12 protein-coding genes are annotated in these 14669 nt (G+C 44.8%); 8 read left to right on the forward strand and 4 right to left on the reverse strand.

From position 1 onward, the window contains the following. Positions 1 to 366 (forward strand): response regulator transcription factor (locus A3735_RS23655; RefSeq protein ID WP_197486004.1); only part of this gene is annotated, 366 nt, incomplete at its 5' end. 9 nt (positions 367 to 375) lie between these two features. Here A3735_RS23655 and A3735_RS23660 read toward each other — a convergent pair. Next, complete coding sequence (locus A3735_RS23660; protein WP_082865379.1) at positions 376 to 2094, reverse strand: GspE/PulE family protein; 1719 nt, start codon at positions 2092 to 2094, stop codon at positions 376 to 378. A 94-nt stretch (positions 2095 to 2188) separates the two neighbouring features. Next, on the reverse strand, positions 2189 to 3292 hold the full coding sequence (locus A3735_RS23665; RefSeq protein ID WP_068511852.1) for a lipase family protein: 1104 nt from the start codon (positions 3290 to 3292) through the stop codon (positions 2189 to 2191). A 203-nt stretch (positions 3293 to 3495) separates the two neighbouring features. On the opposite strand from A3735_RS23665, the gene A3735_RS23670 reads away from it, so the two are divergent. From A3735_RS23670 to A3735_RS23685, 5 genes are all read left to right on the forward strand, one after another. After that, complete coding sequence (locus A3735_RS23670; protein WP_068553621.1) at positions 3496 to 4356, forward strand: HDOD domain-containing protein; 861 nt, start codon at positions 3496 to 3498, stop codon at positions 4354 to 4356. Beyond that, positions 4353 to 5756 carry a Si-specific NAD(P)(+) transhydrogenase gene (gene sthA, locus A3735_RS23675; RefSeq protein WP_068511859.1) on the forward strand — a complete coding sequence of 468 codons (1404 nt, stop codon included), beginning with the start codon at positions 4353 to 4355 and terminating at the stop codon, positions 5754 to 5756. The genes A3735_RS23670 and sthA overlap by 4 nt, the downstream gene beginning before the upstream one ends. A gap of 76 nt (positions 5757 to 5832) precedes the next feature. Then, positions 5833 to 6066 carry a hypothetical protein gene (locus A3735_RS23680; RefSeq protein ID WP_068511862.1) on the forward strand — a complete coding sequence of 78 codons (234 nt, stop codon included), beginning with the start codon at positions 5833 to 5835 and terminating at the stop codon, positions 6064 to 6066. A gap of 12 nt (positions 6067 to 6078) precedes the next feature. Then, positions 6079 to 6219, forward strand: a complete 141-nt coding sequence (locus A3735_RS29840; RefSeq protein ID WP_156490449.1) for a hypothetical protein — start codon at positions 6079 to 6081, stop codon at positions 6217 to 6219. A gap of 45 nt (positions 6220 to 6264) precedes the next feature. Continuing rightward, positions 6265 to 8643, forward strand: a complete 2379-nt coding sequence (locus A3735_RS23685; RefSeq protein ID WP_068553622.1) for an ATP-binding protein — start codon at positions 6265 to 6267, stop codon at positions 8641 to 8643. A gap of 65 nt (positions 8644 to 8708) precedes the next feature. Here A3735_RS23685 and A3735_RS23690 read toward each other — a convergent pair whose 3' ends face one another. Together A3735_RS23690 and A3735_RS23695 are read right to left on the reverse strand one after the other, a co-directional pair. After that, positions 8709 to 9233 carry a DUF1566 domain-containing protein gene (locus tag A3735_RS23690; protein ID WP_068511867.1) on the reverse strand — a complete coding sequence of 175 codons (525 nt, stop codon included), beginning with the start codon at positions 9231 to 9233 and terminating at the stop codon, positions 8709 to 8711. Then, positions 9226 to 11958: a DUF1566 domain-containing protein gene (locus A3735_RS23695; protein ID WP_082865241.1), complete on the reverse strand. Its 2733-nt coding sequence runs from the start codon at positions 11956 to 11958 to the stop codon at positions 9226 to 9228. Before A3735_RS23695 ends, A3735_RS23690 begins: the two co-directional genes overlap by 8 nt. 232 nt (positions 11959 to 12190) lie before the next feature. Between A3735_RS23695 and A3735_RS23700 the strand changes: the two genes are divergently transcribed. Both A3735_RS23700 and A3735_RS23705 read left to right on the forward strand, forming a co-directional pair. Continuing rightward, a complete protein-coding gene (locus A3735_RS23700; RefSeq protein WP_068553624.1) occupies positions 12191 to 13582 on the forward strand; it encodes a DNA recombination protein RmuC in 1392 nt (463 codons plus the stop codon). A gap of 257 nt (positions 13583 to 13839) precedes the next feature. Next, positions 13840 to 14601 (forward strand): hypothetical protein, encoded by a 762-nt coding sequence (locus A3735_RS23705; RefSeq protein WP_156490450.1) that lies wholly within the window; start codon positions 13840 to 13842, stop codon positions 14599 to 14601. Positions 14602 to 14669 lie beyond the last annotated feature (68 nt).

Below are 14669 nucleotides of genomic sequence, written 5' to 3' on the forward strand. Positions count from 1 at the left end.
ATTGGTCATGGTGCAAGCGCTTATATTCCTAAATCAGCGTCGCCAAAAACTATCTATGAAGCATTGCAGTGCGTGACTGAGGGTGAGAAGTGGGTGCCTGAAGAAGTGCGCAGCCGCCTAAGGCGAATCGATGAAGAAGAGATGGACCTGGCTACCAAGATTGCTTCATTGACCCCTCAACAGTACAAAGTACTTTGCTTCCTGAGGGAAGGCTGGCTGAACAAGCAAATTGGATATGAAATAGGTGTGACTGAAGCAACTGTGAAGGCGCACATTACGGCGATATTTAAAAAATTAGGCGTGAGTAACCGTACACAAGCAGTCATTGTCTTGAGCAAGTTGTCTTTGGATGAGGCGTCTGAGTAAGGTTTGAGGTTATCCCAGTCTTACCCGATACACTTCTGACAATGAGGTTTGCTGTTGTCGGGCAATATGCAGTGCATGATCAGTAAGAGGCGTCATGCCATTTTCGATTGCGGCTTTTTCGATATCTGTCGCACTTACTTTTGGCTTGATCATGTCTCGAATATCGGGTGATAGTGTCAACAGTTCATATACTGCAACACGGCCTTTATGGCCTGTCATATGGCAGTTATCACAACCAGCGCCCTGATAGAATACTTCATCCTCACTCAGACCCAAAGCTTTCCGTACAATAGGGGATACCTGCTCTTCTTCCAGGCAGTGAGGACAATTCCGTTTAACAAGTCTTTGAGCCAGTACCGCTAGTAGCGTTGCATTTAGGAGATAGGCTTGTACGCCGATTTCAAGTAGACGGGTAATGGTCGAAGCGGCACTGTTGGTATGTAAGGTTGATAACACCAAATGCCCTGTAAGTGAGCTTTCTACTGCCATTTTAGCTGTTTCTTCATCTCGTATTTCACCGATCATAATGGCGTCTGGGTCGTGGCGAAGAATATTTTTGAGTGCACGTGCAAAGCTATAATCTATGGCATTGTTGACCTGGATTTGCAGAATATCATCGATATGGAATTCAACCGGATCTTCAACGGTGATGATATTGATTTCACGTTGTTTGATGGATTCGAGTGCCGCATAAAGTGTGGTGCTTTTTCCGGAGCCAGTAGGGCCGGTCACTAAAATCAGGCCACTGCTTTTGTTAACGAGTTGGGTAAACAGTTCCGAGTCTTTTTCATTGAATCCTATGGCATCGATATTATTGATACTGGTCGAAGTATCGAGGAGACGGATTACTACGCTTTCTCCATGAATAGTCGGCATGATCGATACGCGCAAATCAATCGATTTATCTTTGCTAGTGATTTTGGTCCGACCATCTTGAGGCAAACGATGCTCAGCGATATTCATTCCTGAGATAATCTTGATACGGGCAACAGCGGCAGGCAACATTTTAATATCAAAGTTGCGTATTTTTAGCAGACTGCCATCAATACGGTAGAGAATATCAACGCTTTTTTCTTTGGGCCTGATATGTATGTCTGATGCTCTGCGGGTTACCGCATCGGCGATCAAATTATGTATTAGCTTAACGGTTGGTTTATCTGATGCGAGCTTTATAGCTTGTTGAGCTTCCCAGCTATTGCTCAAGCTGGTGCTGGGCATATCCTTTAGAACATCATCAATATCGGTTGAGCCATAATATTGAGAAATTGCGTACTCTATATCACTTGCGGTACTCAATACCGGCTCGATGACTTGTTCAGATAAAAAATGCAGTAGGTTGATGGTTTCGTTATCAGACGGGTCTTCCATCGCCACGACTAAGCGATCTTTGTGAGCCATGAGGGGAATAACAGCATGTGCTCTGGCAAACTCGGCAGGAACTAGTTGCAACGCATGTTCATCAACGTCAAACCCGGCGAGCTGAATAAAAGGTATCTCCAGACAGCAGGAAAGTGCATTGCGAACCTGGTGGTCGCTAGCGTAGCCCAAGCGCTGCAATATATGCCCTAGCATTTCTTTCTTGCCCTCAGCAATTTGTTTATGCAGGGCGGTGCTTAACTGTTTTGACGTGATAATGCCGGTTTGCAGTAATATCTGCCCAAGATGCTGGTGTTGATAGCTTTTACTTTTTTCAAGTGACTCTACAAGCTGTTCACGATTTGCAATCAAGAAATAGGCTCCAAAACTAATTATATCCTTATTAGTTTAGTAGAAGATCGCCGCAAATGTGTATTCAAAGCACTTTGGCTTGAGCCGAGTCACTTTAGTGTTCATTTTCCAGCGCGGCTATCATTGCACAGAAGTAGCCATCATCTTTTAGTTGTGAATGGTCTTCTGTATTAGCTGAAATGACACTTGTCATATTATTTATCTGATCAAGTGGGCTTAAGGAAGCATGTTTAGCAATTGAAAGATCATCTGCTAGGTTCAACCAGTATATTTGTTCCAATGAAACAGAGTCACTTTCGTTCCACTCAACATAGTTAGCATAGTGGTCGAGTGAGATCTGCCTACCTAGGGTATCGAAGTTCATCAGGCTGTTTGCTTCGTTCATCGAATTCGCGATAAAGTCTGGAGCAATGCTGGATATCGACTTAAACTCGTTCAGTGCCTGTTGATTTACCGGTAAGCGGGCAATAAGGTCTTGTTCATACACCACTCTATGCACTCGGTTAGCGAGAAGAACTTGAGCTTTTTCAACCCACTTAGGGCTACCAACTTTGGGCGAGCCTGACAGGTAGACCTGATCAACGTGAATACCTTCTTGCTCGAAGCCTGCTGCACTTAGTTGCGCCAGTGCGCCGGCTAAGCTATGGCCAAATACCCATAGTTTGTTGCTTTGACCCTTTCGTGCTCTAACGCTTGCCAATAGCGATGCCCACTCTGAGCTTAATACTTGAGAGAAGCCGTGATGCGTTTTTTCACCTAGTGTAAAGCTATGTTCAAAATCGTCTGAAGTCCCATCGGAATTGTAAAGCCACTCCTTGTTACTATCCGTGTATCTATAGGTAATGAGCATTGTATCTTTATAATCAGCAAGCAATATACGCAGGTTGGTCTCTGGGTTGTCGATGATCTCTAAGTTGCGTAGCTGCCATTGTTGTTCAAACTCTTCAGCGGAAATAGAATTCTCTCCTAGCGTCGTAAGTGAAATCCAGGAGAGACTTAGAGCGTTGGCGAAATCGAAATGAGCTTTTTGGGTATCCAGGTATATTTCGGGAGGGACTTGTGTGCAATTGGCGGAGTCGAGTTGTTCAATAAAGGCTGAACGGGAAATATCCGCATAGGCTGAAAAAGATAAAGCCAAGCTGAAGGGTAGAATAATGGGCAAAGAAAGTAGCAACGACAAGATACTAAACTTCTTCATAGAGCTCCTGGAATTGAAACGGTTGTTTGAATGAGCGCGTATAATAGGCGAGCTAGTTATAATCTCAAGGAATTAGGCTCAGCTATTGCAATTGTTCACTAATTACACAAAGCTGTTACATCCTTCGTTATTTCCCAATATCCCTGCTATCCCACCAACGCTGGTCTACACTAAATAAAAACAATAATCAGTGGAGTAGTTGTGTGAGCAGCCCGATTTCAGATTTAAGCCCAAAAGCGCAAGCTATTGCGAAATATATTGATAATCTAAGCGATAACAAAATCGAAGTGCCGATGCTGCCGGATGTGGCAAACCAGGTTTTAGCTTTATCGAATGATCCAGATTCTGATGCCGCACAGTTGGCCAAACTCATACAAAGTGACCAGGCCTTGGCTGGCCATGTGATGCGCATTGCTAATTCAGCCGCATATACACCCAACGCCTCAATGGTTTCTCTGCAACAAGCTGTGGCAAGGCTCGGTCTGTCTCTGATTACAGAAATTGCTTTGGCAGCTTCTCTTAATACGAAAATATTTAAAGCGCCCACATACGAAAACCGTATTAATGAAATATGGGACCATGCTTTATGTACAGCCTTTTGGGGAAAAGAGGTTGCGCGAGTTGCCAAGAAAAATGTCGAAGCCGCCTTTCTATGCGGTTTGCTTCATAGCATTGGCAAACCGGTTATCCTTCAGACCATCTTTGACTACTCGGAATGGCATGACGTATCTATTTCATTAGATGAAGTAGGGGTAATCGAATCTGCTTATCATGTGAAATATGGCGAAGTCGTGGTCAGAAAATGGAAAATGCCCGCAATCGTTCAGGAATCTGTTCATTACTATGCTGACTATCAAAATGCCCAAAGCAATCGTGACCAAGCGATGGTGACTAATGGTGCTGCTAAGTTAGCTCAAGCAATGTTATCGGGTGAAGAAGCTGCGATAGATACAGCTTTGCAAGATACCGTATTTGCAGATCTGAATTTATATGAAGATGAATTGGAGCTTTTGAAGGAAAGACACGACATCGTGAAGAGTGGTCTGGAGGCAATTCGTTCATGAGACAAGTTGATGTAGTGATTATTGGTAGTGGTCCTGCAGGGCAAAAAGCAGCGGTACAGGCAGCCAAAGGTGGTAAGAGTGTCGCTCTTATAGAGCGGGATCAATGGTTGGGTGGTGCATGTGTACACAGAGGAACGATCCCCAGCAAGACGCTTCGTGAGAACGCCTTACGTGTTAAAAAGATGCGAGAGAATGCGGCCTTATGTCAGTTTGAATTAGCTGAAGATACCGAGATGTCGACACTGATCGACCGCTTGAATCGGGTATTGAAAGCGCACGACGGTTTTATGGTAAATCAGATTGAACGCAATAATATCGAACGTATTCACGGCCGGGCCAAGTTTGTATCGCCGAATGTTATCGAGGTAACAAAAGTGCGCGGCGAAGCTGAACAAATTGAAGCCAGTAGCTTTGTTATTGCTTCCGGCTCGATCCCTCGTAAGCCAGATAATATCCCTGTCGATCATGAAAATATTTTTGATTCTGACTCAATCCTAACAATGTTGTATTTGCCAAAGAGCCTCACTGTTCTCGGTGGTGGTGTTATCGCTAGTGAATATGCCTCTATCTTCCAGGCGCTTGGCGTTAAGGTAACAATGATTGACCGGTATCCTTTGCCTTTGGGCTTTATGGATGGTGACTTAACCTCCAAGTTTGTCGACTCATTTCAGGAAATGGGTGGCACATGGTTAGGTGAGAAGAACGTTGAAACTGTTGAGTGGGATGGCTTATCTGAAGTCATCACGCGATGCGATGACGGGACTATTGTTAGATCTGCGAAGCTTCTTTGTGCCGCTGGCCGCGTAGCAAATGTGAAGGACCTGCAGATTGCCAATGCTGGTTTGGAGTTAAATGAGTTTGGCAATATATCGGTTGATGATATGTTGCAAACCCAAGTCCCGCATATTTATGCGGCAGGCGATGTCATTGGCCCGCCATCATTGGCCTCGGCGTCAATGGAGCAGGGACGACGAGCGAGTTGTAATGCTTTAGGAATTGAAGTGGGTCCAATGAGTAAGATGATCCCCTCGGGTATCTATGGAATTCCTGAACTCTCGGCTGTTGGGATGACTGAGCAGCAAGCTAAGAAAGAGCATGGTGACGGTATTGTGATTGGTAAAGCCAATTTTGAAGAGATCTCTCGTGGTCAGATTAATGGAATACGTGATGGTATGCTGAAGATCATATGTGACCCTCAGGGCGAAAAGATTCTCGGTGTTCAGATCGTTGGCGAAGGTGCAACCGAGCTTATTCACATTGGTCAGATGGCAATGCTTTCAAATGCTGATGTCGATATCTTTGTCGAGAGCATATTTAACTTCCCGACACTAGCCGAAGCATACCGAGTTGCAGCCTTAGCAGTGATAGGCAAGCGCTCACAGCACAGTGATAAGTATTAGGACGTGAGCACAATGTTTGAAAGGAAGTTACCCGTCTTCAATTGAGTTGTTTTAGAGCAGGTAAGGAAAGTGTCACATGTACAAGTTTCGAGATCAGCTTCTACTTACTCTATTAGTTGTCGGCTTATTGCCTTCGCTGGTGATATCCTTTCAAACCTACCTTCACAGCAAGGCACAAGTTACTGAGTCTACCGTAGAAATTGCGCAGAAGAGCTTAATGCTCGTTGCTAATGGTCTTCAGTTTGAGTTTGACCATGGTGAGTCATTGGTGCAGGAATACGCTCGTTCTGCAGAGCTTTCTGGCCTTTAGTTCGAAACCTTCATGCCTTATCTAAAGCGTGAATTGACCTTCCTGAAACCTAAGTTTGAGAAGTTCATTATTGGTTTACCCAACGGACATTTCTATAACACTTCTGGTGCGAATCTGCTACAAGGAGGGATTCGAACCTTTGATGATAAATAACCAGACTCGAAGCCTAAAAATATTCGCTCTCGCGACTATTGGCAGGTGAGTATTCACCCTGAAGATCCTGATTCGCCTGAAGCCTATATTTCTAACTCGATGATCTCCTTTACGACGGGGGTTAAGCAGATTGTTATTGCGGCTCCTATTCAGGATAAAGGTAAGATAGTAAGGGGGATGTTGGGGCTGAGTATTCCCTGGGAATATATCCATGATCGGGTTCAAACCTTGGTTAAAGAAAGTTTTTCTGGTGTCCAGGGAAGTGCCAAGGTGATGCTGGTTGCGAATGACGGAACTTACTGGTATCACTGGGACGAAAATAAGATCATTCAACTATTACGTGATGATCAAGGCGACTTTGTCTTAAATGAGCAGGGTGAAAAGGCCGTCAGTAAGTACTCTATCCTAAATGAACATAACCCTAAATTAAACGCTCTTGGTAACGAGATGATCACGGGGAATGCCGGAATGAGGGCGCTTGATCTAGGAGGGGAGGCTCACCAGCCTATTCCTGGTAGTCGATATAGCATCGGTGTCGCGCTTGAAGACCACTTGATGTTAGCGCCTGTTAGAAAAACCTTAGAGAACACTTTCGTTATTTTGTTTTCGGCATTTATTCTAATTATTGCCGCCGGATTTTTCTTGGTAAAGTATTTTTCCCAGCCTGTTGCTCAGCTTCTCGACAAGATCTCCCGTTTGGCTGCTGGTGAGTCAGTCGATAGAAGCATTGTTACTAATACAGAAGAGCTCCAGGTTTTATCGAAAGCAATTTTTTCTCTTTACGATACCGTCGATACGCAGCGGAAGAAAATACGCGATAGCAAAGAGCTATTTTCACTTATTGTGCAGGGCTCGAATGACGGTATTTGGGATTGGGATATATTGGCTAATTCTCTGTATCTATCGCCTCGTTGGAAGGCGATTATTGGCTATCAGGATGATGAGCTTGAAAATGATACGAAGGCCTTTCAGAAACACGTTCACCCTGAAGATCGTCATCAAATAAATACGCTCTTTTCTGACCTTATCAAGGGAAAGGCTGACACCAGTCAGTGCCGTTTCCGAATGCTGAAAAAAGATGGCTCGTTGGTCACAATTTTGTCACGCAGTATGGCTGTTCGCGATGACAAGAAAAGAACCCTGAGAATTATTGGATCGAATACAGATATTTCTGATGTGGTCGCAAGAGAACAAGAGGTGATTGAACTTAATAAAGGCCTGGAGGGTAAGGTTTTACAGAGAACTGAAGATTTGGAAAGTGCGCTTAAAGAAGCTGAACAGGCAAACATGGCGAAGACTACATTCCTTTCCAATATGTCTCATGAAGTACGGACGCCTATGAATGGAATTATTGGCCTGACTTCACTGTGCCTCGAAACTGATTTAGATGACAAGCAGAGAGACTACTTGGAAAAAGTCATGCGATCTTCAGAAATGCTACTGAAGATTCTCAATGAAATTCTCGACTTCAATAGGATCGAATCGAATATGATTGAGTTGGAGGAAGTAGAGCTTGAATTGAGTGAGCTGGCTAGAAATATTGAGTCTCTAATGTTACCTGCTGCTGATCAGCAAGGAATCGCCTTTAAGGTAGTCTTGGATGAGGCTTTACCCGTTTATGTTAGAACGGATGAGCTTCGTTTATCGCAAGTCTTATTGAATCTATGCGGCAACGCAGTCAAGTTTACCGAAGAGGGTGAGGTGACTTTAGCGCTTAGCTGTGATGCTAAATTGGATGAAAGTGAAGGTCGGTGCGGTGTTCGGTTTTCGGTGAGTGATACCGGCATTGGTATTCACGATACGAAAGACTTGTTTATGCCTTTCAAGCAGGAAGATGCCTCTACGACCCGGAAATATGGCGGGACAGGTCTGGGGTTATCTATCAGCAAGAGATTGGTGGATTTGCTGGGAGGAGAGTTAAAGGTCGAAAGCCAAGTGGGCAGTGGCTCTACTTTTGAATTTACCTTGGATCTTCCTGTTGTTAAGGAAGCAAAGCTTGAGGTGAAAACAGTACTCGGCAAAGAGACAGAAAGATTGTTGAGAAAAGTTAAGGCGCCTGCTGATGTATGCGTGCTTTTGGTTGAAGATAATAAAATTAACCAAATGATCGCTGAAGAAATTCTTAAGAAAGCGGGTTATCAGGTTGAGATAGCGGATAATGGTGAAGAAGCTGTTGCCAGTGTTGAGGCGAAAGATATCGACTTGATCTTAATGGATATTCAAATGCCTATTATGGATGGCGAGCAAGCCTGTCAGATTATTCGGGAACAATTACGAAGGCAAGATTTACCCATTATTGCTCTTACAGCAAATGTTCTTCCTGAACAAACCGAACAGTATTTGAATCAAGGTTTTACTTCCTTTGTTGGTAAACCTTTTGATAATGCGGTCTTGCTTGAGACAATATCTAAATACACGGTTTAAGCAAGGCTGTTGGCAGCTGCCCTTAGCTTTGATCGCGTGATCGTTCCTCATTCCATTAGATTAAACTATTGAACGCTTCGAACTAAACGAATTGGCCAAGCCTGCTCTCTGGTGATGGTACCTGTTGCGCCATGTTTGAAGTCCACGAACCATGTGGCCGTATCATTGTTGTAGTCAGGTGACGCACTCCAGAGAAACTTGTTGGCAGTATTGGGGAAAACCGTCGCATTAATACTTGGCTCAACGCATTGGTCTTCTAGCAGAGAGGCTAACTCTGCCTGGTTGGGAAGGCGCCAATCGGCGTAGCCTGCAAAACCTCCTGTCGCGTTTATATTACGAGGGATCTGAAGAGCTCCTGACCAGTTCTGCTCGTTGAGAATGCCGGTATTACACTGAGTGCCACTTAAACCTTCCAAGCATTGTTTCCACATTAGTGCCGTGCTGGTATCGGTAATGGTGCCGTCTCCGTGAATAACAAATTGTGTTGCAGGCGTCGTTTCGGCAATGGTATCGCTACTACATTCCTGTGCCAGGACAGGAAGTGAAAGCAAAGAGTGTGTTAGAAGCCCTAAGCAAATATATTTATTCATAACCACCTCTTACTAGTCGTACCTGGTTTACATTGCGTTTATCGAGGCTATAAGAGTTACCATGAGAAAAATTTACTCCCCAGGCACTGCTTGTACCGAGTGCAAAAGGGCTAGATGTCCAGGTTAAGGCTGCATTGGAAGGGAAGTAATCAGTATCGAGCATGGGTTTAGCATTACCGTAATCAACGATACTGAGCAGCTCTTTGCGATTAGGTAGTCGCCAGTCGGCATAGCCACACCAGCCGGCTTCATTCATACGGTTAACAAAGGCTTCGGTGTTGCAGTAGCTAGCCGGTTCGTCTTCGTTATAGGCAAAACATTGCTCTCCTCTGCTATCTGCAAAACCTTCCGAACCACCGTTTGAGCTTGCGTCAGTATTGTACCAACTGTAACGATCATCGGCGTCATTTAAACCTTCGTCTCCTGGTGTTTCGTTGCCTTCACTTTTTACTTCCCACATTAAGCCTGTGACAGAGTCTTGAACGCAGCTCCATTCAGCATCTGAACTATCCGTTTCAACGCCATCCTCATCGAACTTTAAAAAGCTGAAGCCTGCACGACCATCGCTATCATCGTTATGTGTTAGCTCCCGACCTAAGGAACAATCCTGTTGGTCGATGGCTTCCCCGGAACAGTCTAGGTTATTGCCGCTAGGGTAGCTTGCTCCCCAGGTAATACCGGTTCCATTTACGCGAATATTAGTCGCCGGTATTGGGCCGACCACGACATTAACCAGGTCCGGTTCTGAATCGAGTTGGCCATCGTTAACCACTAATGAAAATACCAATCTTCCATCAGTGTGAGCTTCAAATACCGGGTTAGCATCTGTCTCATCACTTAAGCTTACTTCAGGGCCGCTTATTTGAAGCCAGCTATAACTTAAGGGGTCGTCTTCAGGGTCGAGGCTTCGGCTGCCCTTTAGTGCCACAATAGAGAGACTGCCAACATATCGGTCGACACCGGCGTTGGCGATAGGAGGATTGTTTGCAGGCATCACTGAAATATTCGTGAATGAGATTTCCGAAGATAGTTCACCGTCATTGACAATAAGTGAAAACTGCAATTCTCCACCCTCCGTTGGCGCCACGAAGCTGGGTGAGACCAAGGTGTTATCATTCAGTTCAACGTCTGGCCCTGCAGTTTGTGACCACTCGTAAGTGAGCGTGTCATTTTCGGGGTCGTTGCTTTGGCTTCCATCCAGTGTTACAGAATCTCCGCCTTCAGTGCTTTGAGATAGGCCCGCATTGGCGAAAGGTGCCGAATTGGCATTGCTGACACTGATTACCACTTCGTCAGCCGCAGAATTTGCTTCGCCATCACTGACTACCAATGAGAAAGTCAGGATAAGGGTGCTAGTCGAATCAGTTTCAGGTGCCTGGAATTGTGGTTGTAGTTCTGACACCGAGCTTAGAATGACGCTTGGGCCACCTGTCTGACGCCAGGCGTAACTTAAACTCAGGTGCTCACTATGAGTACTTTCACTGGCATCTAGTGAAACCAATGTATTGCTTCTGACTGTTTGGTCAGCGCCTGCGTGAGCGACCAATGCAGTGCTGATAGCTTGAACAGAAATAATAATGCTATCGCTTACAGAGTTTAACTCGCCGTCATTGACGGTTAGGCTAAGCTCAATTTCGCCACCATTTTCCGGTGCTATGAATGAAGCTTGAGCTTGCTCTGAATCTAGAACTGTAACCACAGGGCCGGAAACCTGTTGCCAGGTATAGCTCAGGCTGCTTCCTTCCGGGTCGGTGCTATTTGCGCCGCTAACGACGACAATGTCATTCCCGTTTGCTTGTTGGTCAGGGCCCGCATCGGCCATAGGGGGTTGATTAGTATTGATTGCAGTGACTGTAATACTCACCTCATCAGTTTCGGAGCTTTCAAGACCATCGTTAACATGCAAGGAAAAGACGTAGTTAGCGTCAATATTGGGTGCAACAAAGCTGGGAAAAGCGATGCTTGTATCATTGAGTGTTATGCTTGGGCCGCTAACTTGAGTCCATAAATAACTTAGCGTGTCGCCATCAGAATCAAGACTTTGAGAACTGTCCAGCGTGACCAAGCTGTTCCCGTTAGCGTTTTGGTCATCACCTGCATGGGCGATAGGCTGTGTATTTGAGGTCTGTGGGTCAGAACCGTTGTCAGGGTCAGAACCGTTGTCAGGGTCAGAACCGTTGTCAGGGTCAGAGTCGCTGTCAGGATCAGAACCGTTGTCAGGGTCAGAGCCGCTGTCAGGATCAGAACCGCTGTCAGGGTCAGAGCCGCTGTCAGGGTCAGAGCCGCTGTCAGGGTCAGAGCCGGTGTCAGGGTCAGAACTGCTATCAGGATTAGAGTGGGTGTTGTTGTCAGCTTGTTCTAGTACAGTTACCGTGACGGTATCAGGGACAGATGAGTTGATCCCGTCGCTAATGTGTAACTGGTAGCGCAGGGTTGTACTTCCGTCAGGGGCAATAAAGCTCGGTGAGTCATCTTCGTCTGAGCTGAGTTCCACGAAGGGACCGTCAACCTGAATCCACTTGTAGTTTATATCGTCTTCGTCTGGGTCATGGCTGGCAGAACCGTCTAAGGTCACTAATTGTTTTTCGGTGACCGTCATGTCTTCACCTGCATTGGCTACAGGTTGATGATTTTGGGGCGAAGATTTGCCAGACGAGCCTCCATTACAGGCACTGAGTAATAGAACTAGCGGCACTATCCAGCATCGTTGTAGAAAAATTTTCATGGCAGCTATACTAAAGTGTCAAAGGTATATTCAAAGCGCTGTCTAAGGTTTTAGCGCGATTACCAGCTAGGGAAGCATTAAATGGGCCAAAATTTATGGTGTCTTCTATAATCTATTGAATAGCAATGATTATTGGTCTCTCAGACTCTGATAGTATGGTTTTTGGGATACCGTACAGACTTCTTTTTGCCGACGTAGCGGCAAATGTTTTCACTTATCTAAGGCTAACTAAATGGAACAGCACTTACTGGCGAACCTAGAGTTATTTATCGCTTGTTTATCCTTTATTGTTATAGGTGGTCTGGCTTATTTTCGAAAGCTATACCTTGGAAAGCTAAGTGATGAACAGAGCAGATACTCAGCTCTAGAAAGTGATAAGGCTCTTTTGCTGGAACGTTTAGAGGCTCAAGGTGAACAGTGTTTAAACTTACATGACGAGCTTCAGTCGTCCAGGCTTCAGGTGGTTGACTTGAATCGAAATAATGCCCGTCTAGAGGCGGTTATTGAAGAGCGTGATCGCGCAATGATTCAACAGAGAGAGCAATTTGAGTCTCAGAAAAAATCACTTCAGTCAGAGTTTGAGAATTTGGCGAACCGCATCTTTGACGAAAAGGGAAAACGCATTACCAAGGATAACCAGTTGTCTATCGAAGGCGTGCTAAAACCTTTTAGAGAACAAATTACCGAGTTCCGTCATCGGGTAGACGGTATCCAGAAGGAAAATCATGAATCGGCTGGTAGTCTAAAGAAGGAGTTGGAGATTCTGCGAAACCTTAATGCGCAGATGTCTCAGGATGCCCAGAACCTGACGACTGCACTCAAAGGCGATAAGAAAACCTTGGGTAATTGGGGCGAGGTGCAACTAGAAAGAAGTTTACAGGTCGCCGGATTAGTAAAAGATCAGCATTATCGGACGCAGGTTCACCTTAAAGATGACAAAGGGCGAGCGTATTTTTTAGATTTTTTAATAGACCTGCCAGACAATCAGCATTTGATTATCGATAGTAAGGCCTCATTGGTGGCGTATGAATCTGCTATTTCGGCTGAAACAGAAGCTCAACGCGAATTAGCGATGAATAATTATATTCAAGCATTGAGAGTGCATGTTAAAGAGCTATCAGAGAAAAACTACAGTCGTCTTAAAGGAATTAACTGCCCAAGTTTTGTCTTGATGTTCTTGCCATTGGAGGCCGCATATATAGAAGGGCTTAAGCATAGTCCTGAGCTTTATGAAGAAGCTTATCGCGAAAATATTATTCTAGTTTCCCATACAACGCTTTTACCGATACTAAAAACCGTTTCAAATATCTGGCGTCTTCAGAACAGCCAAAATGATGCATTGGCCTTAAGTGAAAAAGCGGGTGAGATATACAACCATGTGTGTGTTGTGGCAGAGAGGCTGCAGAAACTGGGTGGCAGCTTGCTTAGCTCGAATAATCACTATAATAACGTACTTATATCGCTTGTCGGACAACAAGGCCTTCATGGGAAAGTGGAACGATTTCAAGAAATGTCAATTGAAGCGAATAAGCGTATGCCTCAATTGGAACCTTTAAATAAGGATGTCGAACTAGAGCGCCTGGATCGTGTTCTGTTAGATGGTTTGCCTGAAGGTAGCAAATAAAAACCTGAAATAGATGAAGTTTGTTTAATAAGTAATCTGCTTTAGATCAATTTTTTTACATGTAAGTGAAAAAAGTTCGGTTTTCACCCATGACCTATTGTCTAGTTTTTGATAAAGTGCATTTGGATATATTTTAGTCATCGGTAGTAACTATTAGCTATATAAAAATAAGACTTGTACTCGTGAGCTTGATGATCTAACGCTAGCAACTTGATTGTCGGGCTTTCTAGACCTTATAGAAAGGGAAGATGATGTTCATGAATTCACTTATCCACTTGTTTGAGGCGACTACCCTCATTTTAGTGGGGGTTTTGATTGTTCAGGTTTATCGCTGTTATCTGAATTCTACTCGCATGGAACGAGCTCAGAGCGAACTGTCTCAGGTCGAGACTTCTGCGCGCAGAATGAGTGTGCGAATCAATATATCCTCTTCAAGTCAGGGGGCTTCCCCGAAACCTCAGTTATTGGTCGCTGAGCAGGACATGAGCTCTGCAGGCACTGAGATTGTAGATCATTGTTCAGCAAGCGCCTCAGATAAGAATGATGACGATGCTCCCTTAAGCTCCCAAGAAGCAAATTCTAACGGTCAGATCTTGAATGATTATATTGGTGAGTTCTTTTCAGAGCCTGCCCAGGTTGATATTCAGGCGTATAAGCGTCCAATTGAGCAAGAAGTGTCGTCAGCTAAAGAGACGCTTGAACCTGAAGATCTGCCTACCGTTCAATCACTTGCATCGTCGAAAGGGCTTGACCAGCTAGTGCCCGAGAGTGAGAGTGATGAGGTGATTGTTGTTGAATCACAGACCAAAATCACGCCAGTCATTCTTGATGAGGGCGTAGCGGAACCAGATAACTTACCTGTGTTAACTGAAATGGCCTCTATTGAGGAGCTTGTAGAAGACGATAGTATTATTACGGTTGGGCCTGAAAGTGACAGTTCGGACCCTAGTGATAAGGTTATGTCTGATAAAGTTGTACACGCTATGTTGGACGAGGCACGCCTCGTATGCGCTTCGTAGTTTAGCTTACTTCCTAGTCTCTGCATCTTTTCTGCTTTAGTCAGCTTTTGCAAAAGCTTGAGAGTGTT

This window comes from Oleiphilus sp. HI0061 (assembly GCF_001635675.1).